This window comes from Roseateles chitinivorans (assembly GCF_050632145.1).
Classification (GTDB): domain Bacteria; phylum Pseudomonadota; class Gammaproteobacteria; order Burkholderiales; family Burkholderiaceae_C; genus Roseateles; species Roseateles chitinivorans_B.
In genome coordinates this window covers 3,047,646-3,073,627 of record NZ_CP192577.1, presented here as the reverse complement: position 1 = coordinate 3,073,627, position 25,982 = coordinate 3,047,646, and the positions used below count along the sequence as shown (strand labels likewise).

General features: G+C 64.5%; 24 protein-coding genes and 2 pseudogenes. 5 read left to right on the top strand and 21 right to left on the bottom strand.

The annotated features are described in order from the left end of the window. Window positions 1-65 precede the first annotated feature (65 nt). Complete coding sequence (locus ACQ86G_RS14190) at window positions 66-1,661, bottom strand: chitinase (protein WP_431261135.1); 1,596 nt, start codon at window positions 1,659-1,661, stop codon at window positions 66-68. 667 nt (window positions 1,662-2,328) lie between these two features. Beyond that, window positions 2,329-2,523, bottom strand: coding sequence for a hypothetical protein (locus ACQ86G_RS14185; protein WP_431261134.1), 195 nt, complete (start codon window positions 2,521-2,523; stop codon window positions 2,329-2,331). Window positions 2,524-2,625: 102 nt separating this feature from the next. Between ACQ86G_RS14185 and ACQ86G_RS14180 the strand changes: the two genes are divergently transcribed. Then, window positions 2,626-3,465: a hypothetical protein gene (locus ACQ86G_RS14180; protein WP_431261133.1), complete on the top strand. Its 840-nt coding sequence runs from the start codon at window positions 2,626-2,628 to the stop codon at window positions 3,463-3,465. Between the two features lie 61 nt (window positions 3,466-3,526). Continuing rightward, window positions 3,527-3,868 (top strand): hypothetical protein, encoded by a 342-nt coding sequence (locus ACQ86G_RS14175; protein WP_431261132.1) that lies wholly within the window; start codon window positions 3,527-3,529, stop codon window positions 3,866-3,868. 133 nt (window positions 3,869-4,001) lie between these two features. On the opposite strand, the gene ACQ86G_RS14170 is transcribed toward ACQ86G_RS14175, so the two are convergent. The 19 genes and pseudogenes from ACQ86G_RS14170 to ACQ86G_RS14080 form a co-directional block, all read right to left on the bottom strand. Beyond that, the gene (locus ACQ86G_RS14170; protein WP_431261131.1) at window positions 4,002-4,478 is read right to left on the bottom strand and encodes a hypothetical protein; all 477 of its coding nucleotides are present in this window, start codon (window positions 4,476-4,478) and stop codon (window positions 4,002-4,004) included. 318 nt (window positions 4,479-4,796) lie between these two features. Next, window positions 4,797-5,354: a DUF4145 domain-containing protein gene (locus ACQ86G_RS14165; RefSeq protein ID WP_431261130.1), complete on the bottom strand. Its 558-nt coding sequence runs from the start codon at window positions 5,352-5,354 to the stop codon at window positions 4,797-4,799. A gap of 281 nt (window positions 5,355-5,635) precedes the next feature. After that, window positions 5,636-6,796 (bottom strand): methyl-accepting chemotaxis protein, encoded by a 1,161-nt coding sequence (locus ACQ86G_RS14160; RefSeq protein WP_431261129.1) that lies wholly within the window; start codon window positions 6,794-6,796, stop codon window positions 5,636-5,638. A gap of 274 nt (window positions 6,797-7,070) precedes the next feature. Beyond that, on the bottom strand, window positions 7,071-7,784 hold the full coding sequence (locus ACQ86G_RS14155) for an RNA polymerase sigma factor FliA (protein WP_431261128.1): 714 nt from the start codon (window positions 7,782-7,784) through the stop codon (window positions 7,071-7,073). A gap of 21 nt (window positions 7,785-7,805) precedes the next feature. Then, the gene (locus tag ACQ86G_RS14150) at window positions 7,806-8,627 is read right to left on the bottom strand and encodes a MinD/ParA family ATP-binding protein (RefSeq protein ID WP_431261127.1); all 822 of its coding nucleotides are present in this window, start codon (window positions 8,625-8,627) and stop codon (window positions 7,806-7,808) included. Between the two features lie 318 nt (window positions 8,628-8,945). After that, the gene (flhF, locus tag ACQ86G_RS14145; RefSeq protein ID WP_431261126.1) at window positions 8,946-10,652 is read right to left on the bottom strand and encodes a flagellar biosynthesis protein FlhF; all 1,707 of its coding nucleotides are present in this window, start codon (window positions 10,650-10,652) and stop codon (window positions 8,946-8,948) included. Continuing rightward, complete coding sequence (gene flhA, locus ACQ86G_RS14140) at window positions 10,649-12,751, bottom strand: flagellar biosynthesis protein FlhA (RefSeq protein WP_431261125.1); 2,103 nt, start codon at window positions 12,749-12,751, stop codon at window positions 10,649-10,651. The genes flhF and flhA overlap by 4 nt, the downstream gene beginning before the upstream one ends. Window positions 12,752-12,910: 159 nt before the next feature. Next, on the bottom strand, window positions 12,911-14,107 hold the full coding sequence (locus ACQ86G_RS14135) for an EscU/YscU/HrcU family type III secretion system export apparatus switch protein (RefSeq protein ID WP_431261124.1): 1,197 nt from the start codon (window positions 14,105-14,107) through the stop codon (window positions 12,911-12,913). A gap of 166 nt (window positions 14,108-14,273) precedes the next feature. Further along, the gene (locus ACQ86G_RS14130; protein ID WP_431261123.1) at window positions 14,274-14,912 is read right to left on the bottom strand and encodes a protein phosphatase CheZ; all 639 of its coding nucleotides are present in this window, start codon (window positions 14,910-14,912) and stop codon (window positions 14,274-14,276) included. A 16-nt stretch (window positions 14,913-14,928) separates the two neighbouring features. Next, a complete protein-coding gene (gene cheY, locus ACQ86G_RS14125) occupies window positions 14,929-15,321 on the bottom strand; it encodes a chemotaxis response regulator CheY (protein WP_067276146.1) in 393 nt (130 codons plus the stop codon). Window positions 15,322-15,366: 45 nt separating this feature from the next. Then, window positions 15,367-16,314: a flagellar motor protein MotB gene (gene motB / locus ACQ86G_RS14120; protein WP_431261122.1), complete on the bottom strand. Its 948-nt coding sequence runs from the start codon at window positions 16,312-16,314 to the stop codon at window positions 15,367-15,369. 15 nt (window positions 16,315-16,329) lie between these two features. After that, entirely contained in the window at window positions 16,330-17,187 is an 858-nt protein-coding gene (gene motA, locus ACQ86G_RS14115) for a flagellar motor stator protein MotA (protein ID WP_088403404.1), read from the bottom strand. A 12-nt stretch (window positions 17,188-17,199) separates the two neighbouring features. Then, window positions 17,200-17,958 (bottom strand): class I SAM-dependent methyltransferase, encoded by a 759-nt coding sequence (locus ACQ86G_RS14110; protein WP_431261121.1) that lies wholly within the window; start codon window positions 17,956-17,958, stop codon window positions 17,200-17,202. A gap of 10 nt (window positions 17,959-17,968) precedes the next feature. Then, window positions 17,969-18,504, bottom strand: a pseudogene (flhC, locus tag ACQ86G_RS14105) (flagellar transcriptional regulator FlhC). Window positions 18,505-18,570: 66 nt separating this feature from the next. Further along, window positions 18,571-18,894 (bottom strand): flagellar transcriptional regulator FlhD, encoded by a 324-nt coding sequence (flhD, locus tag ACQ86G_RS14100; protein ID WP_088403402.1) that lies wholly within the window; start codon window positions 18,892-18,894, stop codon window positions 18,571-18,573. 189 nt (window positions 18,895-19,083) lie between these two features. After that, on the bottom strand, window positions 19,084-20,124 hold the full coding sequence (locus tag ACQ86G_RS14095) for a glycosyltransferase (RefSeq protein ID WP_431261120.1): 1,041 nt from the start codon (window positions 20,122-20,124) through the stop codon (window positions 19,084-19,086). 29 nt (window positions 20,125-20,153) lie between these two features. After that, window positions 20,154-20,689, bottom strand: a pseudogene (flhC, locus tag ACQ86G_RS14090) (flagellar transcriptional regulator FlhC). A 76-nt stretch (window positions 20,690-20,765) separates the two neighbouring features. Continuing rightward, a complete protein-coding gene (gene flhD, locus ACQ86G_RS14085) occupies window positions 20,766-21,092 on the bottom strand; it encodes a flagellar transcriptional regulator FlhD (RefSeq protein ID WP_067276165.1) in 327 nt (108 codons plus the stop codon). 249 nt (window positions 21,093-21,341) lie between these two features. Further along, window positions 21,342-21,992 carry a tetratricopeptide repeat protein gene (locus ACQ86G_RS14080; RefSeq protein ID WP_431261119.1) on the bottom strand — a complete coding sequence of 217 codons (651 nt, stop codon included), beginning with the start codon at window positions 21,990-21,992 and terminating at the stop codon, window positions 21,342-21,344. 495 nt (window positions 21,993-22,487) lie between these two features. On the opposite strand from ACQ86G_RS14080, the gene ACQ86G_RS14075 reads away from it, so the two are divergent. The 3 genes from ACQ86G_RS14075 (at window position 22,488) to ACQ86G_RS14065 (ending at window position 25,870) form a co-directional block, all read left to right on the top strand. Then, window positions 22,488-23,327, top strand: a complete 840-nt coding sequence (locus ACQ86G_RS14075) for a flagellin (protein WP_421033184.1) — start codon at window positions 22,488-22,490, stop codon at window positions 23,325-23,327. Between the two features lie 501 nt (window positions 23,328-23,828). Then, window positions 23,829-24,674 (top strand): flagellin, encoded by an 846-nt coding sequence (locus tag ACQ86G_RS14070; RefSeq protein WP_431261118.1) that lies wholly within the window; start codon window positions 23,829-23,831, stop codon window positions 24,672-24,674. Window positions 24,675-25,000: 326 nt separating this feature from the next. Further along, window positions 25,001-25,870, top strand: coding sequence for a flagellin (locus tag ACQ86G_RS14065; protein WP_431261117.1), 870 nt, complete (start codon window positions 25,001-25,003; stop codon window positions 25,868-25,870). Window positions 25,871-25,982 lie beyond the last annotated feature (112 nt).

Sequence of the window (25,982 nt, the reverse complement as noted above, 5' to 3'; positions counted from 1 at the left end):
GGTCGCGGCGGGGACCGCGCCACGGGCGGCGTTCTCCCGAACGCCGCCCTCCCCGTCCGCTTCGCTCAGGGCAGCGTGTTGAGCGACTTCCTCACGTCGGTCGAGAACGTCTTCCCGTCATGGCGATCCCAGTTGATCGACCACGTCATCACGCCCCGGAACGTCGGATAGGCCTGCACCGGCTTGATCGCGCCGCATTGCTGCAGTCGCGTCAGGCAGTTCAGCGCCGCCGTGATGGTGGCGGTGCTCGCCAGGCCGCTGTTGGCCGACGACGGGCCCGACGGCAGGCCGAACGCGACCTGGTCCGGACGCAGTCCGCGGAACACGTACGAGCCGGTGCCGTTGTTGGTCGTGAAGCCCTCGATCAGCATGCGGCTGGTGGCCACGAGCATGTCGGCGCTGCCCTCGGCCAGGCCCTGCGTCGCATACGGCGTGTAGACGGCGCCGTTGTTGTAGTACTGGACGTGGAGCACGTTCAGCTCGTCGCGCAGGCCGTCGATGATCGGCAGGTAGGCGCCCCAGATGCCGCTGAACGCGACGAAGCCGCCCTGGACGTACGGATGCTCCGGCGCCATCGACAGGTAGAAGCCGCTGCCGATGCGCTGCTTCAGCTGCTTCACCGCGGTGACCAGGTTGGTCTGCACCGGCGCGCCCGAGGTCACGCCGGCACCGCTCTCCAGGTCGATGTCGATGCCGTCGAAGCCGTAGCGCCGCATGATGGCCTCGACGCTGTTGACGAAGTTGGTCACCTGCGTCGCGTTGTTGAGCGTCACGGTGCCGTTCTGGCCGCCGAAGGACAGCACGACCTTCTTGCCCTTGGCCCGCGCGGCCGCCACGTCCGCGATGAAGCGGGACTCGCCGCCCGCGCTCGGGTCGAGGTTGAAGGCGATGCTGCCGTTGCCCGCGTCATCCGCGAAGGCGACGACGATCACGTCGTAGTCGGCGGAGACCTCGCTGATCGGGAAGGTCGGGCCGGCCGGGTTGGTGAAGTTGTGCCAGTAGCCGATCAGCTGGTGCTTGCCGGGCGCGGGCGCCGGGCCGGGCGACGGGGCCGGCGTGGGCGCGGGGCCAGGCGCGGGCGCGGGTCCCGGCGACGGGGCGGGCGTGGGCGTCGGGGCCGGCGACGGTGCGGGCGGCGTCGTGCCGCCGTAGACCGTCCACGGCTTGCCGGTGCCGACGGGGCCGCTCTGCGAGGCGGGGTTGTCGCCTTGCGTCCACCAGTTGGCGCGGTAGATCACGCCCTGGTAGCTGACGATCGCGCCGCCCGAGTAGGGGGTGGCGGCGTTCCAGACGCCCTGCGGTGCGGGGGCCGGGGACGGTGCCGGGGTGGGCGCCGGAGCGGGACTGGGCGACGGGCTCGGCGTGGGGGCCGGCGACGGCGCGGGCGAAGGCGCCGGGCCGCTCGCGGGGCCGACCAGCGTCCACAGCGACGCGTTGGTCGGGTTCCAGCCGGTGCTGGCGTAGTCGGTCTGGTTGACGGTGGCGCGGTAGAGCTGGCCGTTGTAGCTGACGACGGTGCCGGCGGTGTAGTAGGTGTCGGGCTTCCAGGCCGCGGCGGTCTGCGCGACCGCATGCAGCGTGAAGGCGGCGGCGCCGAGGGCGACGAGCAGTCGCAGCGGGGCCGAGGTGGATTTGGACGGACGTCGGACGGTGACGGTCATGGCAGTGGTTCCAAGGGGTAAGACCGAAGCGGGTCCCGAGCCCGCACCAAAGCCGCCGGAGGCCAGGTGTGGTCGGGCCAGTCGGCGGATCGCATGGGCGGTGGATCTGAATTGGTATCTTCCAAGCTCAGATTTCTTGTCACCGCTTGAGTACCACTTTCCGAAATCTGCTCACTCCAGCGCAGCGGGAAAACCCGGAGGCGTGGTGACAAAGCGTTTGGGCGGGGGCGTGGGCGCGGGGGCTGGGATGGGGCTGGTCACACATCGGGAGGGCGTGCAACACGATGCGATGGAAACGGGCCAGCCTGTCTCGCGGCTCTATCACCATGCTCAGCCTCGAGATGCTTTCAACATACTTCAAACCGCGATTCCACTTACGGAACTCATGCAAAGCGCGCAAGTGATTGTTTAAAAAGGACTTTTTTCGTCCCATTCAACATACCGCGCGACGTCATTCAACAAACTGAGCGGCGTCATCCAACTTTCGAAGCCAGATCCAAGCAGGTGCGGAGATGAATTCAGCCGTGCAGCCATCCGCCGGCCTGACTGCAGACGCGTGCGACACGCTCACGCGTGGGCACTCGTCAAGCGAAGCATCAGCCTCAACGCCATGGCGTGCCGATTGACGCGGCCGCAAACCTGCCGCTGCCGTTTGACCGTCCTGTTCTTAGACGTGAAGATCTGCCAGCGGCACGCCGACATCGTTCTCAACTGCTCGGTACTCCTTCTTCAGGATCTCCAGAAACTGCGTGAGGTGAACGTAATACTCTTCATAGTCAGCCCGCTCATGCGGTCGGATTGTCTCGCTGCGGAGTAACCCTTCGTGGTAGAGGATGGCATCGCGCACCGACTGCAGCAGCATGGGTGCAAAGGCGTTTGGGATAGTAATCACACTACTTCCTTCTGGAAATTAGCTAGCCAGCGTTTGGTGGCACCCATCAAGAACAGTGAAGAGCGGAGGAAAATGAAAATTCATCCGGCTATATCGATAGCCGCCATCGGCATTGCCGCGGCGTTGCCATTGCTCTTCTCCTCCACAATCATGCGGGATCCGAGCGGCAAGCCAAATGCGAAGCCTGTTGAAATCGACAAGAAAATATCACCTACTCCCGCCACGGCGTCATCGCCGCAGATCGGGAGATTGGAGCCTGTCGCTGGGATACAAATAGCCCCAACTCCAAGCAAGCGTGAACAGGTATTGCGGCTCGCCAGGTCATCCTCACCGATGGACAAGTTCTCGGCGTACAAGATTGTGGCCGACTGCGTCGCATCGAAAGAAAAGTTGATCAGAGTATTCGCTGCCGATAGCGATGGGCCGCCCGAGCAGTACATGAAAGCCCCCGTCGACAACGAATCGGAACACTGTGGAGACATCTCTCCCGCTGAAATTGTTCAAAGGCTGCAGTGGCTCGACGAAGCGGCAGCGCATGGCATACGCGGCGCGGCCCAGCAATTCGTCACCATCGGCCCTGACGGACACGGGCACGGCGATAGCGACGCGCGCAATTTCGAATGGGAGCAACGAGCACTCAGGCATTTCGAAGCTGGGGCACGGCATGGTGACGTCTATTCGTCTCTCACCTTGTCCGATCGGTTTGATATCGGAGGGGTGGGAGAATCCAACCCATCCTTTGCGCTGATCTATTACGAACTGGCGGCCGAGGCCTACCAACGGGAGCAAGGCAAGCCGCTACGCGGCGCTGTGTCGGTCACCAGCCGTCTCCAGTCGAGGCTCACTAAAGAGGAGCTTGCCCGGGTCCCCGAACTCAAGAGAGAATTGCTCGAGAGATCAACCGGCAGTTGAGGGCTAACGAAGATGACTTTTCGAATCGCCTAGAACCCAGTCAGATATGAGACGTGATGTGTTGAAGGAAATTCTCAAGGATCGCAAGAAGTATTTGTCGATTCTCGACGATTCAAGAACTCCAATGGCGATTGGCTGCATGTCGCTTGGCCTCTTCGTTTTCCGAAGCCTTGATCAATGGAACGCGATCTACGTTTATGTGCTGCTCGGTTGCGCGGTTGGCTTCAACGCCGCTGATGTCAAGCTGGGGGCCAAGGAAGAACGGCTGTACTACGAAGCTCGCGAGGATCAGACAGACCTTCGGCGCACACGGATGCTGTCCATGATTTGCAACCTGGCATCGCAAGCGTCCCAGCTCCTCTGTCTCGCCTATGTTTTCGCGTTTTTCTTTCGAAACGTCTAATCGACGATAGAGCAAGTCGCCCATCGAGGCGCCCAGCTACCGAAAAACAAAACGAGTGCCACACGCTCCCGCGTGGGCACTCGTTTTCTTTTGGTGGTCTGGAGATCAGGGCGCGGTCTAAGCACCGACACCGTCAGCCTGCCTCGATCGAGTTCTTCAGTTGGCGCCCATGCTCTTCGATGGCTGCGATCTCGATCACAGCGAAGAAGCTGGCGGCGTCGTGAAGGAGCCCGACGGCGATATGACGGGGATTACCGGGCTCGCGACTCCTGTTCATCGAAACGTCGACTTCCTGGAGAAACGACATCGCTAGCGTGAGGCGGTCGCGCATGCTGGCGATAGCGGTGCGGACGGTGATGTTCTGATCGAACACGAGCGGATACTCGTAAAAACCGCCGTCTTCCGCCATTCCATAGTGATAGGGATTACCGGCGGCGACATTGAGCTGTTCCAACGTGCGGTCGGAATTCATCACAAGGGGCTGACGATCGAGGAACGGGACCTCGCGCGCGGCGGGACCGGGGTCCAACTCGATATGTTCGAGGGCGACAAATTCCGAGAGACGGGAATTGCTGTCGGCGACGTTGAAGATGAAGCTGGTAGTGAGCATGGAAGTCCTTAACTATACGGAAGTTGAGGGACGACCACCTGACCTGTTGAATGCGGAGGGTGGGCGAGATGTCAAAACACGGATTTCCAACGTGCGATCCTCCTCACGGAAAGATCCATCTCGCCCGCAGAAGCGGAACGAAACCTGGTGCGACAGCACTCACTGGAAATACGATGTTTTGAGCATCTGCTTCGCAGTTTGACAAAACTTAGCAGCGCCGTCGATTACTTGTTTTTGCTGAGTTCGCGGAAATTTCCACTCAACTCTTTAGTCACACTGACTCGAATCAGTGACCACTCATCAATCGCGTGAGTTGAATCAGATCACCGGCGTCTGCGGAATTTTCGCCGGGAACTCGTAGATAAATTTAAGAAGCATTTCCACAAACGAGATCAGCTCTTCCGCATCGCCTGAGGACATCAGCGCAATCTCATGCGTCGCTTCATTACCCTTCTTTCGAATATGATCTACCCATTGGCGTCCATTTGGAGGAATGAATCCACTTGTAGACAAATATTCAACATAGAAGATGAACGTTTTCCCCTCCGGCGCCCCCTGCTCGACAGCAATGTTCATCAGCATCTTCCGACTAATCAACACGGAAGCGGTGAAGGCATTCACCGAAACGCAAAGTCGCGCCTCCCTGTACAACTTCTCCAATCCTGAAGGCAAGTGGTTTACATCATTTCCCGGAGGAATACCGGGAATTTGCTTTCCGTTGATCTCAAAGAAAGTTGGACACCCGCAATGTGGACACACATATATAAAGGGGCCCCTCGAATCGCTGAAGCCACGATCGGACGCCACCACGCTCGAACAGAATCCGCATCTATATTTTTTCGACGGAATTTGATAAATATGATTCCACGAAGCCATAAGATCCTTTCAAACGTCGTTTGAGCACCATCAAACGCAACTCAACGAAGCTTGCTTTGATATCTCTTTCGAACTACCCTCCCAATAAATGACCCCAACCCAGCGCCTGCACGTGCAAGGCGTTGCATTTCCAAAATATTCTGCCCACCAGCGGACGAGTCGGTATACAGATATACCGAACCATCATTGAATTGAACACGTATGAGGCCAACGCCAATCTCATACTCTGCGACGCTCGAATTGCCGTTCAGATTTGCATATCGCTCCATATCTCGGCCCTCCTAGAAATTGAACGCCAACCTCACCCCACCCCAATGCCTCCCAGCAACGGTGACGGGCGCCGAAGCCTCTTTGAGCAGCACGAAGTTCCCGCCGCCCATATCCCGGCGGTAGGTTTGCAGGAGGAACGGTCGTTGATTCCGGGCTGACGCCAGCCCTGTCCGGTCGTTGAAGATCCGCCGGTAGCGGCTGTTGGCTGTATTCCAAGCCACATCCCCCGCGCGCTGGGGCTGGCAGTACCGCTTGTTATGCGTCGCCACGTACCCGTTGCGGTCCACCGCGATGCAGAACACCACCTTGTCCGAGAGCTTCAGCATCCGCTCCTGGACCTCCGGGAACAGCTGATCCGCGATCTGCGTGAATCTCGTCGTGAACTGCTGCGGATCGGTCCCCGCGATCGCCTGGTACTGCTCGTCGAAGAGCGCCGAGACTTCGATCCGCTTCTCCTTCACCGCGCGTTCGAGCAAGCCGGCAATCTCCGCCGCCGCCCCCTGCACCGCCTGGATGTACGGCGAGTCCTCGACCTCGACGCCGCTCGACGCGATCTGCTCGATCATCTGCTCCGACAGGCGCAGGAAACGGTCACTGCACGCGAACGCCGATTCCAGCTTGCGCATCGCCTGCTGGATCTCCACCCCGAGCTCGCCCGAGCGCTCCGCCAGTTGCTGCGTCGTCGCCTGGCTTTCCTGCGCCGATTTCGCGATCAGGTCGACGTCGACCTCCACATCCGCGAACGCCTGCAGGATCTTGCTCTGACCGGCTCCTCCCGAGCCGTCCGTCCTCAGCTCCCGGCTGAAGGTCTCGATCCGCGCATCCAGCGTCCCCACCGTGCCCATGATGGCCTTCGACGACGCCTCGACTTGCGCCGCGAGGTCTTTCACCGCATCCGCCACCACGCCGAAGCCGCGACCCGCCTCGCCGGCGCGCTTGGCCTCCACCGACGCGTTGAACGCCACCAGCCGCGTCTGCAATGCGATCTTCGTGATCTCGGACGCCGCGTCCGACACCTGACGCAAGGTGGACACGATCCCGCCCACTTCGTCGCCCACGCCGGACAGCGCCGTGCGCGCGCGCTCGACGGCTTCGCGGGTCTGGTTCGTGGATTGGTTGATGCCGTCCTGCGCATGCCGGACCTGCTCGAGCTCGGAGCCCAGCGCCTGCATCGCCTGCGCCTGCGAGGTCACGACCTTCTGCGTGTCCTCCAGCAGTCCGCGGACTTCGGCCGCGTCGCGGCCCAGTTTGGAAACGCCGCTCGAGAGCTCCCGAACGACCTTGGTGGTGTTGCCTTGCTGCGTCGGCTCACGAAAGCCAACCTCGGCTCCCCCACCGACGCGTCAGGCGCCTCCTTCCCGGCGCGCCTGCGCCATGAGTCCCACATCGGACGCTCCCCTCATGGTTTATGGACCACAAGGATTGCGGCCGCCTATGCGGCTCGTTTTACCAGTCGCGCAGCTTGACGCGCAATCGGGCAATCGCTTGACTGTGCAGCTGGCACACCCGCGATTCGGTCACCTTCAGCACCGCGGCGATCTCTTTCAGGTTCATGTCATGTTCGTAGTACATGGACATGACGTAGGCCTCGCGCTCCGGCAGGTTCTTGATCGCCTCCACCAGCGCCTCGCGCATGCGGTGGTCGCCCAGCATCGACATCGGATCCGCCGAGTTGTCCCCGACGTGCCGGTCCAGGTAGTCGTCGTTGTCCTCGCCGCCGGAGATGTCCTCCAGATAGACCAGCTGCGTCCCGCGCACCTTGCCCAGCATCTCCTGGTACTCGGTCAGCGAGATGCCCATCTCGACGGCGATCTCGGACTCCTGCGGCGGGCGGCCGAGCTTCTGCTCGAGCTTGTGCACCGCGCTCTCGATCGAGCGCTGCTGGCGGCGGTTGCCGCGGCTCATCCAGTCGCTGCCGCGCAGCTCGTCGAGCATCGCGCCGCGGATGCGCTGCGTCGCGAAGGTCTCGAACTGCACGCCCTGCGCCGTGTCGAAGCGCGACAGCGCGTCCGTCAGCCCGATCAGGCCGACCTGGATCAGGTCGTCCAGTTCGACGTTGGCCGGCAGTTTCGCGATCATCTGATGCGCCAGCCGGCGCACCAGCGGGCTGTACTGGCGGATCAGCGAGTTGTTGTCGAGTTGACCCTTGGCGGTGTACATCGTCTCGTCTCCAATCCGGCGTCAGTGCGCAGCGAGGGTCACGCCTTGCGGGGCGCGGCCGGCCTTGGGCTGCCACATCGGCCGCGGGCGCAGCGGCATCGCGTCGGCGGCGCTGTCGAGCGCCGCTCCGGGCACCGAGGCCAGCAGCAGTTCACGCGCCATGTGACGCATCTCGTGCGTCAGCGGCGCCGTCACCGGCTGGCGGGGATCCAGGCAGGCCCACTCGCGCAGCACCGCGCCGAGGAAGCCGTCGCCGCAGCTCGAGAGCTGCTGCGCGATCCGTTCGGCCAGGCGCAGCTGCGGGTTGCAGGCCAGCAGCAGGCTGTAGACCATCAGGCCCGCGCGCTGCGTCAGCCACTTCATGCCGGCGTAGGCGTAGGTCACGCTCTGCACGTCGGTGTCGGCCAGCAGCACCGGACGCACTTCGCGCGAGACCAGCACGCGGCTGAGCTCCGCGGCGCTGGCGTGCAGCAGGAGGACGTCAGCGTACGGCGCCGCGTCGGTCACTGCTTCCAGGAATTGGGCGGCCGAGCCGTTGGCATTGACGTAGCGCATCGGCAGTCCGCGCGCGGCCAGGAAGGAGACCTTCGCCGACAGCGGTTCCACGCAGGCCGCGAGGTCCACCGCCGCGAGTTCCGACGCCGCCGAGGCCTGCTCGCCCGCGTCCACGACCAGCGTGTGCAGGCCGAGTTCCCCGAACGCCGCGCACATGCCTTCCAGCAGCGCGCCGCTGCCGACGACATGCGGGTTGCTCACCACCGGCACCACGCGCACGCGCGCCGTGGCGAACAGTCGGCGCAGGCCGTCGGCCTGGTCTTTCGGAGCATTGCTGAAGTCGCGCATTGGGCTGCTCTGTGTCTCTTGCGTGTTCCGCCCCAGCGCCCTGTCCCTCTCGAGAGGAACCGGCCAATGCTGGAGCCGTTACCGGAAGTTTCGCTCCCGGGGCCACCCTCTGACCGGGAATTGAAAGGGGGAAACACCCCGCTTTTCTCTCCCGTCACCCTCACCTCGTGGACCTCTCACACAACGACTTCGGGTCGTCCCCCGTCCCAATGGAAAAGGGGGAAGAGCCCGAGCCCTTCCCCCTTTCTAGAACTTGTGACCGGCTTTGGCAACTCCCGTCCCCGGGAAACCCCCTCCGATCGAGCGGTCAGCGCTTGATCAATTCATGCCCATCGGCGATGAGGCGCCCGCGCCTCCCGCCATCGTGCCGGCGGTGAAGATCAGGTTGACGTCCGAGGCATCCACGCGCCAGGCCGACTGGCCGTGGCTGCGCAGCGCGCGCTGCACCAGCGCCTGCGACGACAGGCGATGCCAGTCTTCCGGCACGCGCTGGCCGTTGGTGACGCCGAGGACACGCAGCTTGTGGCGGATCACGGTGTCCAGCGCCGGGGCCAGCTTCACCGCCTCGTCCAGCTTGGACAGGATGACGCCTTGCGCTTCCGCGCCGCGCCAGGCGCCGACCACGTCCTCGATCGTCTCGCCCTGCTGGGCGGCGTTGACGACCAGGATGCGCTTGATGCTTTTGTGCGCCAGCATGTCCAGCAGCTCGGCGGTGCGGCTGTCGCGCTGGGCCGTGCCGGCCGTGTCGATCAGCACCATCTTCTTGGACGACAGCAGGTCCAGCAGGTCTTCCAGCGACGCGCGGTCATGCGCCGTGTGCACCGGCACGCCGAGGATGCGGCCGTAGGCGCGCAGCTGCTCGTGAGCACCGATCCGGTAGGCGTCCAGCGTGATCAGGCCGAGCTGGCTCGCGCCGTACTTGGTCGCGAAGGCCGCGGCGATCTTGGCCGTCGTCGTCGTCTTGCCGACGCCGGTCGAGCCGATCATCGCGAACACGCCGCCTTGATCTTCCAGCGGCGGTTGCTGCTCGGCGGTCTGCACGTTGCGCGACAGCACGTTGGCGGCCCATGCCTGGGAATCGGCTTCCTCGGTCGTCTGCGCCGGCAGGCCTTCGACCAGCTTGCGCACCAGGGCCGGCGAGAAACCGGAATCCAGCAGCTTCTGCGTCAGGCGCGCCTGCGCCGGCTGGCGCTGGAGCTTCTCCATGAAGGCCAGCGCGCCGAAGCGTTCTTCGATCATGCCCTTCATCGCGCGGAGCTCGGTCATCATCTCCTGCTCGCGACGCGAGGACGCCGGCATGTCGTTCAGCGGATGGTTGCCCATGCCGCCGAAGCCGTGGCCGATGCCGCCCAGGTCCTGCATGGCCTGCTGCTGCACGCGGATCTCGTCGCGCAGCACCGGCGGCACGACGCGCGGCGCGGGAGCCGGCGCGGGTTCGTAGGCACGCTCGTCGACGCGACGGGCGCCCAGGGTCTGCATCGCCGAACGCGCGCGCTGGTCGCGCTGCGCGGCCATCGAGGCGACCGATTCATTCATCTGCGATTGCGAGAAGGCGGGGGCCGGCTCGTCCATCATCGGATCGGGCAGGCCGTTCATCTCGGCCGAGCGGCGCTTGAGCATGCGTTCCCGGACATAGTCCTGGAAGGACAGCGTGCTCATCGCCATCGCGTTGACGTCCTCGCCCACCGAGCCGCCGAAGGCGGGTTCGGCGCGCTGCGGGGCCGGCGACGCGGCCAGACGCTGCTTGAGCGCCTGACGCGGTTGCACTTCTTCCCGTTGCGGCTGGCGTTGCGGCTGGGCAGCCGGCTGGCGCGGCGCGGCGGCGCGGGGCGCTGCAGCGGCGGCACGCGGCGTCGACGCGGCGACGCGCTCGATCTGCGACATGCCTTCCGGCGCCATCGCCAGCACCTCCACCCCTTCGGGGCAAGGCTTGTTCGAGAGCACGACCGCTTCGTCGCCGAAGGCCTGGCGGACCAGGGCCATGGCTTCGCGGGAATTGCGGGCGGTAAAGCGTTTGACGTTCATGCCGTGCCTCCGATGATGGAGCCGATGCGGATCGTGTGCGTTTCAGGAATCTCGCTGTGTCCCAGCACCTTCAGCCGCGGCGCAGCGCGCTTGAGCAGACGGGCCAGGGGAGCGCGAATCAAGTCGGGCACCAGCAGGCAGGCGGGCAAACCGCGATCCTCTTGGGATTGCGCGGTCTGCGCGGCACTTCTTGCAAGCGTGTCGGCCACACCGGGATCCAGCGCCGCGCCGTGAGGCGAGTGCAGGGCCTGCGAGACCAGACGTTCCAACTCGGGATCGAGGGCGATGACGTCGAGCTCCTTGGCCGGTCCGTAGATCTGCTGCACGATCGCCGGAGCGATGTGGATGCGGATGCGACGGGCCAGCTCGGCGGGATCGGTCGTCTGCGTGGCGTTTTCGGCCAGGCTTTCCACGATGGAACGCATGTCGCGGATGTGCACGCCCTCTTCCAGCAGGAACTGGAGGACTCGTTGCAGGGCGGCGACATTGACCATCTTGGGAATCACGTCTTCGATGAGTTGGGGCGCTTGCTTGGTGAGGTGATCCACCAGCTGCTGGGTTTCCACCCGGCCCAACAACCGGGCCGCGTGAACTTGCAGCAAGTGTGAAAGATGAGTGGCCACCACGGTCGCGCAATCAACGACCGTAAAGCCCGCCATTTGCGCCATATCCCGTTGCCGTTCCTCGACCCAGACCGCCGGGAGTCCGAAGGCCGGGTCCGTGGTGGGCGTCCCGATCAGCTTCTGCGTGGCGTGACCGGGGTTGATGGCGAGCCACATGCCCGGGTAGGCCTCCGCCTCGCCGATCACCGCGCCGCGCAGCGTCACGCGGTACTGGCTGGGGCGCAGTTCCAGGTTGTCCCGGATGTGCACCGACGGGGGCAGGAAACCGATGTCCTGCGCAAACTTGCGGCGTACGCCCTTGATGCGGCTCAGCAGGTCGCCTTCGCGGGTCTTGTCGACCAGCGTGATCAGGCGGTAGCCGACTTCCAGGCCCAGCGTGTCCACGGCGACCACGTCGTCCCAGGAGGCTTCGGCATCCGGGTTCGGCGCGCCAGGCACGGGGGCGGCGGTCTTGCTGCGGGCCTCGGCGGCCTTGGTGGCCTGCTCCTTGGTGCGCAGCCAGTACGCCAGGTAGCCCAGGGCGCCGGCGATGATCATGAACACCAGGTGCGGCATGCCCGGTATCAGGCCCAGGATGAACACCACGCCCGCGGTGATGGCGACGGCCTTGATCGAGCCGAACACCTGCGAGCCGATCATCTGGCCGACGTCCTTGTCCTTGCCGACGCGCGACACGACCAGGGCGGAGGAAACGGAGATCAGCAGCGCCGGGATCTGCGCCACCAGCGCGTCGCCGACGGCCAGCAGGATGTAGCTGTCGGCGGCCTGGCCGGCGGACAGCCCGTGCTGGGCCACGCCGATGACGAAGCCGCCGACGATGTTGATGAAGAGGATCAGGATGCCGGCGATCGCGTCGCCGCGGACGAACTTCGAGGCACCGTCCATGGAGCCGAAGAAGTCCGCCTCGTCGCCCAGTTCGGCGCGGCGGCGCTTGGCTTCCTTCTCGTCGATCAGGCCGGCGGACAGGTCGGCGTCGATCGCCATCTGCTTGCCGGGCATGGCGTCCAGGGTGAAGCGCGCGCCGACTTCGGCGATCCGCTCGGCACCCTTGGTGACCACGATGAAGTTGATGACCACCAGGATCGCGAACACGATCAGGCCGACGGCGAAGTTGCCGCCGATCAGGAAGTGGCCGAAGGATTCGATGACCTTGCCCGCGGCGCCGGCGCCGGTGTGGCCTTCCAGCAGCACCACGCGGGTGGAGGCGACGTTCAGCGACAGGCGCAGCAGCGTCGTGATCAGCAGGACGGTCGGGAAGGCCGCGAAGTCCAGCGGCCGGATCATCTGCGAGGCCACCAGCATCACCATGATGGACATGGCGATGTTGAAGGTGAAGAACAGGTCGAGCGCGAAGGCCGGCAGCGGCAGCACCATCATCGACAGGATGATCATGATGGCGATCGGCGCCCCGAGCGCCTGCACGATGGCGGCGCGGGGTCCGAGGAGGTTCTGCAAACGGGCCATCAGCTCGTTCATCGGTGCTGCCTTCAACCTGTTGGGTGCCGGGGGAGATCACGTGCCCGACACTGCCGTCGAGCCCCGCCATTGTTCGGCGGGAGCCTCGTTTCCTTTAGCCGGATAAAGGGGGAATCTCCCCCGAAATCGGGCCTCGCCCCTTCGGGCGAGGTCGGACCGTCAGGCGGGGTTGCCCTCGGGGAACTGGTCGTCCAGCTCTTCTTCCGGCGGCGTCCAGCCCGGCTTCTTGTGCGGGTCGAGCTCGTCGGGCACCGGCGGGTTCGGCACGGCCTGCGGCGAGGCGCCCTGCCCCTTCAGCGCGGCCTTCAGCTGGTACACGTACGCCAGCACCTGCGCCACGGCGCCGAAGAGCGCGCCGGGGATCTCGCGGTCCAGCTCGGCGTGGGCGTACAGGGCACGGGCCAGCGCCGGCGCCTGCAGCACCGGCACCTTGTTTTCCTTGGCGATGTCGCGGATCTTGAACGCCAGCAGGTCCAGGCCCTTGGCCACCACGCGCGGCGCGCCGAACTTGGTCTCGTCGTAGGCGATCGCGACCGCATAGTGGGTCGGGTTCATCACGACCAGGTCCGCCTTCGGCACCGCCTGCAGCATCCGGCGCTTCACCAGCTCCCGGGCCTTGGCGCGCATCTTGTGCTTCATCTCGAGGTTGCCTTCGGCTTCCTTGAGTTCGTTCTTGGCTTCCTCGCGGGACATCTTCAGCCGCTTGAGGTACTGGAAGCGCTGCAGCGGCACGTCGATCACGGCGAACAGCGCCAGGCACAGGCCCAGCATCATCAGCCCGCCCATCAGCTGCTTGCCCGCGAAGGCCAGCGCCGATGGCAGCGGCACCGACATGATCCCGATGAAGCCGGCGATGCGGTCCTTCATCGCCATCGCGCCGACGACGCCCAGCACCAGCGACAGCAGCACGGCCTTCAGCGCCGTGGTCAGGTTCTGCATCTGGAACAGCTTGCCGATGCCGGTGATCGGATTCAGATTGGAGAACTTCGGCGCCAGCGGCTTCATCGTGAAGTTCCAGCCGCCCGAGGCGATGTGCGCCACGATCGCGGCCAGCGTCAGGATGATCAGCGCCGGCAGGCCCAGCATGAAACCCTGCCAGGTCAGCGTCGACAGGCGTTCGGTCATCATGCCGGCGGTGCGCAGCTGTTCGGCATCGAAACGCAGCGCGCCTTCCAGCATGCGCTGCAGCGTCTCTACGGCGTACGGCGTCGAGCTCGCGAACAAGGCGCCACCCGTGGCCATCACCGCGAAATGCGGCAGGTCCCGGGAGCGCGGCAGTTGACCCTCCTTGCGCGATCTTTCGATCTTTTTCTGCGAGGCGGGTAAGTTGCGGTCTTGTGCGTCTTGATCGGCCATGGGTGGTCACGGCCCTATGCCGTGGCCCCGCCATTGTTCGGCCGGAGAGGGTTTCGCTTTAGCCGGATAAGGGCCGGAAATCAGCCGGACTTCAGGACACAGGCCCGGAAAGCAGAAACCCGCGCCTGGGCGCGGGTTTCGTTGCGGCGAGGCCGGCTTCGGAAGATCAGAAGCCCAGCGAGGCCAGCAGATCGTCCACTTCGGACTGGTTGGCCACCACGTCGGCGCGGCCTTCCGGATTCACGACCGGACCTTGCAGGATGCTCGGATCCACCTTCTCGCGCTGTTCCGGCGGGACCACCGAGACCAGCAGCTTGACCAGCGAATCTTCCAGGTCGTTGGCCAGGGTCACGACCTTGGCGACCACCTGGCCGGTCAGGTCATGGAAGTCCTGCGACAGCATGATGTCGGTCAGGTGGGTGTCGATCTTCGTGGTGGAGGATTCGACCTCCTTGACGAAGTTCAGCACCGCGCCCGAGGCCACCGCGCGGACGGGGTCCGCGGTGATCGCCTGGGCCATCGCGTTGGCGGCCTCGGTGATCTTGGCGTGTTCGGCCTTGGCCTGGTCGACCGAGTTCAGCACCTTGTTGGCGGCGTCGGCGGTCTTGTTGGCGATGTAGGTCAGGCGGCTGCGCGCGTCGGGCAGTCCGTCCGTCGCGACCTGCAGCTTGGGCATGACGCCCAGCTGCTGCATCGTGTCGTGCAGCACGCGCGTGATCGTGCCGATCTGTTGGAACACCTCGGGCGAGACCGTCAACGGCTCGTTGGCTTGCGAGGTCAGTTTGGCCAGCTCTTCCATCTGCATGGTGGGACTCCCAGCGTCAGGCCGCAGCGGCCAGCTTCTGCATGATCTTCAGGACCTTTTCCTCCAGCGTGGCCTTCGTGAATGGCTTCACGATGTAGCCCGCCGCACCGCTCTGAGCGGCCAGGACGATGTCTTCCTTGCGGGCTTCCGCCGTCACCATCAGCACCGGCAGGTGCTTCAGCGTGGCGTCTTCCTTGATCGCCTTGAGCAGCTCGAAGCCGTTCATGTTCGGCATGTTGATGTCGCTCACGACGAAATCGTATTTCGCCTGTTTCAGCATGCTCAGGGCTTCGACGCCGTCTTCCGCCTCCTCGGCGTTGTTGTAGCCGATCTCCTTCAGCAGACCGCGCACGATCCGGCGCATGGTCGAGAAGTCGTCGACGATCAAGAATTTCATGTCAGTGCTCATGGCGTTCCTCTGAGGGGACTGGAAGGCTTGGTTCGATTCGGAACGTTATCGGCTCGCGGGCGCGGAACTTGAGGCCTGCGGCTCGCTCGCCGCGGGGTCTGAAGCGTCCTCGTCCTCATCGGGCAGGTTCTTCAGCACCGCATCCTCGGCATCGCGATTCATCACGATGATGCTGATGCGGCGATTGACTTGGGCCTTGGGGTCTTTCGTGTCGAGCAACTTGCTCGACGCCAACCCCTGCACGCGAAGGACCCGGGCATCCGGCAAACCGCCCGCCACCAGCTCGCGCCGCGAGGCATTGGCCCGGTCCGCCGACAGTTCCCAGTTGCTGTATCCGCGCTCGCCCGCAGAAAACGGCTGTGAATCCGTATGTCCTTCCAGCGTGAGCCGGTTGGGCACCTCGGACAACACGTTGCCGAGTTCCTGCAGCAACTCGCGCATATACGGTTTCACCACCGCGCTGCCGCTGTCAAACATCGGACGATTATTCTCGTCCACGATTTGAATCCGCAAGCCCTCGCGTGTCATGTCGAGTCGGATTTGTCCACCTAATGCCGCAATTTTTGGGTTCTCGGCGATGATTTTCTCGACCTTGTCCTTCAACTGCTGCAGACGGACGCGTTCCGCCCGGCGCTGCTCTTCCTTGAGGGCCTTCAGGTTGATGGTTTTCCGGGGAGATTGGACGTCACCGGCCTTGACCTGGCCGGTCTGGCGCGTCAGGTCCTGACCGCCGCCCTTGATGATGTGCGAGGCGTCGCCCGAACCCGATCCGCCGAACATCGCCACCTTCAGCGGCGAGGCGAAATAGTCCGCGATGCCCTTCTTGTCGCCCTCGGTCGTCGAGCCGAGCAGCCACATCAGCAGGAAGAAGGCCATCATCGCCGTCACGAAGTCGGCGTACGCGATCTTCCACGCGCCGCCGTGGGCGGCATGGCCGCCCTTCTTGACGCGCTTGATGATGATGGGCTGGAGCTTCTTGGCGTCACCGGCCATGGTGATTCACTCCGTTCACTTCTTCTTCACGTGGCCTTCGAGCTCGGCGAAGGTCGGGCGTTCGGTCGAGTACAGCACCTTGCGGCCGAATTCGATCGCCACCTGCGGCGCGTAGCCCTGCATCGAGGCCAGCAGCGTGGTCTTGATGCACTGGAGTTCCTTGCCGGCCTCGTCGACCTTGGCTTCCAGCGCGCCTGCCAGCGGCTCTGCGAACGCGTAGGCCAGCAGGATCCCGAGGAACGTCCCCACCAGCGCCGACCCGATCATCCCGCCCAGCACCGCCGGCGGCTGACCGACCGAGCCCATGGTGTTCACCACGCCCAGCACCGCGGCCACGATGCCGAAGGCCGGCAGGCCGCCCGCCAGGCGCTGCAGCGCGATCACGGCGAGGAAGGCCTCGTGGTGGTGGGTATCGATCTCGGCGTCCATCAGGGACTCGATCTCGTGCGCGTTCAGGTTGCCGGAGACCATCATCCGAAGATAGTCGGTGATGAACTCGGTGACGTGGTGGTCGTTGCCCACCGTCGGGTATTTCTGGAACAGCGGCGAGCTGTGCGGATCCTCGACGTCCTTTTCGATGGACATCAGGCCTTCCTTGCGCGCCTTCTGCAGGATGTCGTACAGCAGCGCCAGCAGCTCCATGTAGCGCGCCTTCGTGTACTTGCTGCCCTTGAAGCAGTCACCCAGGCCCTTCATGGTGGCCTTCATGACCTTGGGCGGGTTCGTGGCGAGCATGCCGCCGATCGCCGCGCCGAAGATGGTGGTCATCTCGAACGGCAGCGCGTGCAGCACCACGCTGATGTTGCCTCCGTGCGCGATGAACACGCCGAAGATGCAGGCCAGGGCCAGCAGCCAACCGATGATGACAAACATGAAATGGGTTCCTCAGGCCTTGAGTTCGCGCACCCGGTAGACATACAGCTGATGCCGGGTGCCGGTGTCCAGTTGCGCGAAGACGGGTTGTCCCGGCAGCGGAAAGTCCAGACTGACCAGCCAGCTGCCCGGTCGCATCTCGCTGCGCGCCTTGTCCAGCGCGCGCGGCATCGACTCGGGTCGCTGGAACAGGTAGACCAGGTCCGTGTCGCGCCACGACTGGGCCCACAGGTCGCCCCGGGCGATGTCGGCCCAGGGGCAGCGCAGGCGGGCCAGCAGCCACAGGAAGCCACTGTATTCAATGCCCGCGAAGCGCACGGCCGGATAAGCGCGGCGAAGGGCCACCAATCCGTCGCCTAGACCGCAGCCGGCGTCGAGTACGCGGGCGCCGTCGTGCAGCTTCACACGCTCGGGAAGTGCGCGCAGCGCATCGTGGGGTGTCGGGAAAAGCGGCGCATCGCTCCAGCCGCGGCGGGGATAGGCCAGCACCAGCACGGCCAGCGGGATCAGCCAGATCCAGGCCGGCAGGTCGGTGCCGGTGAACAGCAAGGCCATGGGGAAACCCGCCGCGACGATCATCCGGCGCCAGGTCTGGCGATGGAGGCCCGCGAGGATCAGCCCGAGGCCCGAAGCGACGATCGCCGCCGGCCAGTCGGGGCCGAAGAGGCGCCAGACGATGAAACAGGCGCCCCAGCTCAGCAGTGCCAGCGTCGGCCAGCGCAGCGCGGAGGGCGCGTCTCCCGAAGCGGCGCGGGGAAGTCGGGCGGCCATGACGGCGCCCTCAATGCATCTGGATGCCGCCGGCCGCCTTGCCCTTGCCGGCGCGCGCCGGGGGTTGCACAGGCCGCAGACGTAATGCTTGGCGACCTCGTGCGGGTGGGTCACGAAGTGGCCGCCGCACTTGCTGCACCTGGTCATCGTCAGCATGCCGTTGTCCACGAACTTCACCAGGCGCCACGCGCGGGTCACGGACAGCAACTGCTCCAGGTTCTGCGCGGCGGTCTGTTCCTGATACAGCTGGTAGGCCTTGATGACGACGTCGATCTCGTCCATCTCGGCGACCTTGTTCAGGTACTCGTGGATGTTGAGGAACAGGCTGGCGTGGATGTTGGGCTGCCAGGTCATGAACCAGTCCGTCGAGAACGGCAGCTGGCCCTTGCTGGGGCTCTTGCCCGAGACTTCCTTGTACAGGCGCAGCAGACGCTCGTAGCTCAGGTCCGTTTCCGACTCCAGCACCTGCAGGCGCGCGCCCAGGTGGATCAACGTCACGGCGCGATCGATCTGCTTGGCTTCGGTCAGGATGGACTTGGTGCGCATGTCGGTGTCTCCGGCTCAGTTCAGCTTGGATTCAGCTTCAGTTGACGCGAGGGGCGTCGATACAACTCAGGCGGCTTCCTGATGGCGGCCGGCCATCAGGATGGAGGCATGCAGCCGGGACACGCTTTCGTTGGCGGCCGGCTTGCCGTGCGAGGTCAGCAGGCCCCACACCAGGTCGTCGTCCATGCGGAAGCGGCACAGCAGCGTGTTGCCGGAGGCCATCTTCAGCATCTGGGCGGCGCTCAGCGTGGTCAGCAGCGTCGCGGTTTCTTCCGAGATGCCCAGACGATACAGCGCCTGCTCGCGATCGGCACGGATCAGGCTCTGCGCCAGCATCAGGTACGACAGGTTGGCTTCGCGGATCTCGGCGAGGATTTGGTCGGCGTTCATCGTTCGGCTCCTGGGGTGTGGGGTGCTGATGTCGTTTCGTTTCAGCGTGAGACGAACTGTAGAGATCCCGACACGTCAGCAACATCAGGTCGCTTCCATCTCCAGGTTAGGGAGCGCGCCGACGCGCTTGTCAGCCTAATTCCTACAAGATGCCAGATCAGCGCCATCCCGACGCTGCTTTTTGAGGGATCACCCCGCCTGGCGCAGGGCCCTCGCCTCCTCGTGACGCCCGGTGGCGTCGAGCACCAGCGCCAGGTTGTGGGCGGCCAGATGACTCCCTCGCCCCTCCACCGCGCCCGGCTGCTCCGGTCGCTCGCCGATCTCAAGACAACGACGCCAGGCATCCTCGATCATCGGAATCAAGGCTTCCGCTTCCTGCGGCTCATCCGCCGCCCAATCCAGCAGGAGATCGCCAAGCGCAAAGAAGAAGTCCGGGGACTCCGCACATCCTTGCAATTGCGTTTCGGCGAAGACCATGCCTTCGGCATGGCGCTTGAGCGACTTCAACCCGAAGAGTCGCCTTGCGACCAAGTCGTTCCACCATGCGGGCGGTAGGGCCAAGGAGGTCAAGCGCTCGCAGGCATTCGCGAACGCCGCTTCGGCATCGGCGAAGCGGTCATAGACCGAAAAATCCTTGCCGAGCTGGTACCAAAGATACGGATTGGCAGGATCTTCATCGATGGCAACGCGCAGCAACTGCTCGTTGCGCCCCTGCTTCACGTGGAGCCGCTCCGGCAAGTAGCCGTCGTGCCCGACCCGGACATCAAGCGCCCGGATGGGCAGGTCGTGGACAGGCTGTTCGTGAATGCGACCGGCATAGCGGACGTGTCCAGGCAGCACGCGGCTAAGACGCGATTGCGCGGTGCCGCCGTCGAAGTGGTCCTGGAGCGCGATGGTGCCCACGAAGTCAGGAGGCGTGGCTCGCAACGCTGCGAGCGCCGCCCCACCGCTCTCCCCGATCAGCCATTCATCGGCATCGAGCACGATATGCCAGTCGGCGGTAGCGGCCTCGAGCGCGGCATTGCGCGCGGCGGCGAAATCATCGATCCAGGGAAATTGGACAATCCGGGCGCCTGCGGCTTCTGCCAGCCGGACCGTGTCGTCGTTGGAACCGGTGTCCACCACCAGCATGTCGTCCACGAACGGACGAACGCTGGTCAACAACCGGGTGATCGTCGCCGCCTCATTGCGGGCGATGACGACCAGACAGCTGCGCCAGCGGGTGGGCATTCGAAAAGCGTGATCCGGGAGCGATGCGCTCAGTGCATCTGGATGCCGCCGGCCGCCTTGCCCTTGCCGGCGCGCGCCGGGGGTTGCACAGCCCGCAGACGTAATGCTTGGCGACCTCGTGCGGGTGGGTCACGAAGTGGCCGCCGCACTTGCTGCACCTGGTCATCGTCAGCATGCCGTTGTCCACGAACTTCACCAGGCGCCACGCGCGGGTCACGGACAGCAACTGCTCCAGGTTCTGCGCGGCGGTCTGTTCCTGATACAGCTGGTAGGCCTTGATGACGACGTCGATCTCGTCCATCTCGGCCACCTTGTTCAGGTACTCGTGGATGTTGAGGAACAGGCTGGCGTGGATGTTGGGCTGCCAGGTCATGAACCAGTCCGTCGAGAACGGCAGTTGGCCCTTGCTGGGGCTCTTGCCCGAGACTTCCTTGTACAGGCGCAGCAGACGCTCGTAGCTCAGGTCGGTTTCCGATTCCAGCACTTGCAGGCGCGCGCCCAGCTTGATCAACGTCACGGCGCGATCGATCTGCTTGGCTTCGGTCAGGATGGACTTGGTGCGCATGGGGTGCCCCGGTGTCTTTCGGATGTTCTCGGGCGGCAATTTCTCTGCCCGGGGGCAGTTGCCTGAATCTACTGGATCAGGCCGCAGCTTCCTGGTGGCGGCCGGCCATCAGGATGGAGGCATGCAGACGCGACACGCTGTCGTTGGCGGCCGGCTTGCCGTGCGAGGTCAGCAGGCCCCACACCAGGTCGTCGTCCATGCGGAAGCGGCACAGCAGCGTGTTGCCGGAGGCCATCTTCATCATCTGCGCCGGGCTCAGCGTGTTCAGCAGCGTCGCGGTCTCCTCCGAGATGCCCAGACGGTACAGCGCTTGTTCGCGGTCGGTACGGATCAGGCTTTGGGCCAGCATCAGGTACGACAGGTTGGCTTCGCGGATCTCGGCAAGGATCTGGTCGCTGTTCATCTGGTGGCTCCTGGTGGGTTGCGTTGCTGCGATGGAATGAATTCTGAAGAAACACTCGTTCACGCAACATCAGGTGGACGCCAGATACAGGCTAGGGAGCGGGACGACCCCCTTGTCAGCCTGATTCCTACACGTTGACAGGCCCCCATGAGAAAACCGCCGGACGAGGCCCGTGGCTGCGGGCTCGGCGGCGGTTTTTCAGGGAGACAGCCTGTCAGGCGGTCTCCGGGTCGACGGATCGTCGAACGATCAGGCGGCTTGCAGGCGTAGCAATTCGGAGTCGACGATCGCCATCAATTCCGGCGAATCGCGACGCAGCATCTCGAGCGCCTGGCCTTGATTGAGGGTGGTCAACACCTCGATCGCCGCCTTCACTTCTCCCAGGCCCGACAGCGCGAAGCCGAGGGTGTAGAGGGAAGGCGCGTGTTGCGGCGACAGCTCGACCGCGCGATGCGCATACAGCGCCGCATCGCTGAGCTGGCCCGCGGCCAGCATCAGCGCGCCGACATCGGACAGCAGGTCGACGCTCATCGGCGCCATTTCCAGCGCGTTGTAGAGCAGCTCGACACCGTCTCCGATGCGACCTTGCGCGGCTTGCGCATAGGCGGCGTTGCGCGCCTGGGCCAGCAGGAGGCGAGCCTCGCTGGATCCCGGCCGGACCGTTCCGTGAAATTGTTCATCGATCGACGCGTCGATCATCGACACGGCGGACCGTGCCTCGGTTTGCGCTTGCAGTGGCATAGATCTCTCCATGGTCGTTGGGACTCGTCGATCGAGTCCGGTCTCGAAGCCGAGACCGATCCCGGCGAAGGTGGCGAATGCGGCGATTCCGCTTGTCGGCATCGCCAGGAGGCACTGTAGGGTGCCCCCCGTGATCGAGCACACGAAAAGCACCGGCATTCCCCCTCAATCCCGAGCCATTCAGGCCGTAGATACCCCCATGTCCGTCGCCAGACCGACACCCGGGCACAGGTCCGGGTCGACGTCAAACGACAAACAACGCGTTGCAAGACCTGCTTATCGACAGATCACAAGTCTTGACAAATTGCCCTCAAGTTCTATGTCGAGGGTCCCGATAACCAACTCAACGGGGCTGCTGAACGCAGCGACAGGCCAGCAAAGACAAGCAGTCTTGCTAGCAGGTCGAAGCAGGCAGGCGGCACGTGGTCCGGTTAGAAGGCCTGACGTTCTTGGCTTCCGATGAGGGGTGGGACGGCAACGGTTGACTAGCGTCGGACTGGGACCGAACCGGGAAATGGCCCGGGCGGTTCAGCAGGAGCATCCGAGATCCTCGGCCGGTTCGCCTCACGGCGGGTCGGAGGATCGGAGGACTCAGGCGCTCATGTGTGGTTCGGCGCTTTTGCCGGTATTTACGTATAGCTGTTAGGAGCAATCATGGCCCAGATCATCAACACCAACCTGCTGTCGCAAAACGCTCAGCGCAACACCTCGACCAGCCAATCGTCGCTGGCGATCTCGATGCAGCGCCTGTCGTCGGGCCTGCGTGTGAACTCCGCCAAGGACGATGCCGCCGGCCTGGCGATCGCCGACCGCATGAACTCGCAAGTCCGCGGCATGAACGTCGCCCAGCGCAATGCCAACGACGGCATCTCGCTGTCGCAGACGGCTGAAGGCGCGCTGTCCAAGGTGGGCGACTCGCTGCAGCGTATGCGTGAACTGGCGGTGCAGGCCCGCAACGCGACCAACACGACGTCCGACCTGGACTCGATCGGTCAGGAATACAGCCAGCTGGGCTCGGAAATCACCCGCGTCCTGGGCGGCACGACCTTCAACGGCCGCGCCATCCTGGCCGGCGACGCAGGCACGCAGACCTTCCAGATCGGCGCCAACACGACCACGAACGACTCGGTGGACGTCGTCACGACCGACATGACCGGCCAGGCCGCGATCACGGACGTCACCGGCGGCGCGATCACCAACGGCTCGTCGACCGACGACCTGAAGACGATCATCGACAACATCGACAAGGCGATCACCTCGGTATCGACCGAGCGTTCCAAGCTGGGTGCCTCGCAGAACCGCTTCGACGCGATCGTGTCGAACCTGCAGATCTCGGTTGAGAACCAGACCGCTGCCCGCAGCCGGATCATGGACGCCGACTTCGCTTCGGAAACCGCCAACCTGAGCCGCGCGCAGATCCTGCAACAGGCCGGCAACGCGATGATCGCCCAGGCCAACCAGGCTCCCCAGCAAGTGCTGGCCCTGCTGCGCTGATAGAAGGAAGAGGCCACCCGCCGACGTCCAGACGTCCGCGGGTGCCAGGCCCTCGAAGGGGACTCGGTCCCCTTCTCTTTCCCCATCGACCGGCGGTGGTGGTGGTGAAAGAGAAGTCAACGAGCGAGGGTGGGGCCGGCATGGGGCTTGGGGTTCGCGGACGCGAGGCCCCATGCCCCGTGGAGAGCCCGCGCCAGGCCGCCCGAAGGCTTCGTACCAGACGGCCTCCGCGCCGGCCCAGAAGCCGGCACCGCAGGCTTCCGACACCGTCGGGCCGCAAGCGCCCGTCCGCAGTGGCTCCCCGCCACTTCTTCACGCCCGCCACGGGGCGTTGCACGCTTTCTTTTCAAGAAGGCCTCAAGTCCATTCCCAAGCGTCCCGATAACTGCATCAACGGGTCCGCAATTCAACAGCAAGGGCCACGTGGTCCGGCTCAGTCGGACGATTAATCAACCGTCCGCCGAGACCGCCAGAGGTCTTTGAAACTTGAAGGAATGAATCATGGCTCAGATCATCAACACCAACCTGCAATCGCTCAACGCCCAGCGCAACCTGTCGTCTTCGCAGTCGTCGCTGTCGGTGTCGATGCAGCGCCTGTCTTCGGGCCTGCGCGTCAACTCCGCCAAGGATGACGCGGCCGGCTTGGCGATCGCCGAGCGCATGAACGCCCAGGTCCGCGGCATGAACGTCGCGATGCGCAACGCCAACGACGGCATCTCCCTGGCGCAGACCGCCGAAGGCGCGCTGTCCAAGGTGGGCGATTCCCTGCAGCGCATGCGTGAACTGGCGGTGCAGGCCCGCAACGCGACCAACACCACGTCCGACCTGGATTCGATCGGCAAGGAATACGCGCAGCTGGGTCAGGAAATCGGCCGCGTCATCGGCGGCACGACCTTCAACGGCAAGTCCATCCTGGGCGACGATGCCGGCACGCAGACCTTCCAGATCGGCGCCAACACCAGCGCGAACGACTCGGTCGACGTGATCACCAACAACATGACCAACGACACGTCGATCACCAACGTGACCGGTGGCGTGATCGACAACGCCTCGACGCCCGACTCGCTCAAGACCGTCATCGACAACATCGACGCGGCCATCACCACGGTCAGCGGCCAGCGCGCCATCCTGGGCGCCTCGCAGAACCGCTTCGACGCGATCATCTCCAACCTGTCGGTCTCGGTGGAAAACCAGACCGCCGCCCGCAGCCGCATCATGGATGCCGACTTCGCCGCGGAAACCGCCAACCTGAGCCGCGCGCAGATCCTGCAGCAGGCCGGCAACACGATGGTGGCGCAGGCCAACCAGCTCCCGCAGCAGGTGCTGTCGCTGCTGCGCGGCGGCTGATCCCCTCCCTCCACCGGTCGACTCCTCAAGCACCGGCCTTCGCGGCCGGGCCTCCAAGGCCCCGCATCGCCCCTCCGGGAACGATGCGGGGCCTTCTTTTGTTGGTTGTTAATGGCCGGTTTTCCGCCCGCTAATCGGCCAATCGGCGTTGAAGCACGTTTCGCACAATGGGAACCATCGAGCAGGCAGTACCGCTCGACCACCGGTCCAACCGGCAGATCCCAACAATGACTGCGATGGCGCAGCGAGGATCCGCAGGTGCGGTCGGGAACCGACCCACCTAACCGGGATCGCAGCCAGGACAGGATCTCCGCAGGAGTGCATCAATGCCACAGACCATCAACACCAACATTGCCTCGCTGAACGCGCAACGCAATCTGAACTCGTCGCAGTCGTCGCTGGCGACCTCGATGCAGCGCCTGTCGTCGGGCCTGCGGGTGAACTCCGCGAAGGACGACGCCGCCGGCCTGGCGATCGCCGAACGCATGAACTCGCAAGCACGCGGCATGACGGTGGCGATGCGCAATGCCAACGACGGCATCTCGCTGTCGCAGACCGCGGAAGGCGCGCTGGGCAAGGTCGCCGATTCGCTGCAGCGGATGCGTGAACTGGCGATCCAGGCACGCAACGCGACCAACGCGGACAGCGACAAGGATTCGCTGGACAAGGAATTCGGCGAGCTCGCCAAGGAAATCCAGCGGGTCACCGCGGGGACGACCTTCAACGGGAAATACATCCTCGGCGCCGATGCCGCCCTTCCCCAGGTCTTCCAGGTCGGCCCGAATACGACATCCAACGACGAGATCTCGGTCACCACGCCGAACATGTCCGCCGATGAGTCGATCGTCAGGGTCGCCGGGACCGATGCCAACGGCACCGACCGGGGCAGCATCAACCGTGACTCCGACCCGGCCAAGATCGCCGAGGTCGTCGCCAACATCGACGCGGCGCTGGACACCGTCAACAGCCAGCGCGCGACGCTGGGTGCGACGCAGAACCGCTTCGACGCCGTGATCTCCAACCTGCAGGTGGCGTTCGAGAACCAGACCGCCGCCCGCAGCCGGATCATGGACGCCGACTTCGCGGTCGAAACGTCCAACCTGAGCCGCGCGCAGATCCTGCAGCAGGCGGGCAACGCGATGGTCGCTCAAGCGAACCAGCTGCCGCAGCAGGTGCTGTCGCTGCTCAAGGGCTGATAGAAAAACGCAATCAATCCCCCGGGTCACCGTCCTAAAGTCGGTGCCACGGGCGCCGATAAGCAGGACAGGGCCTCACGCAACACACGCGGGGCCCTGTCGCGCTTGGGAC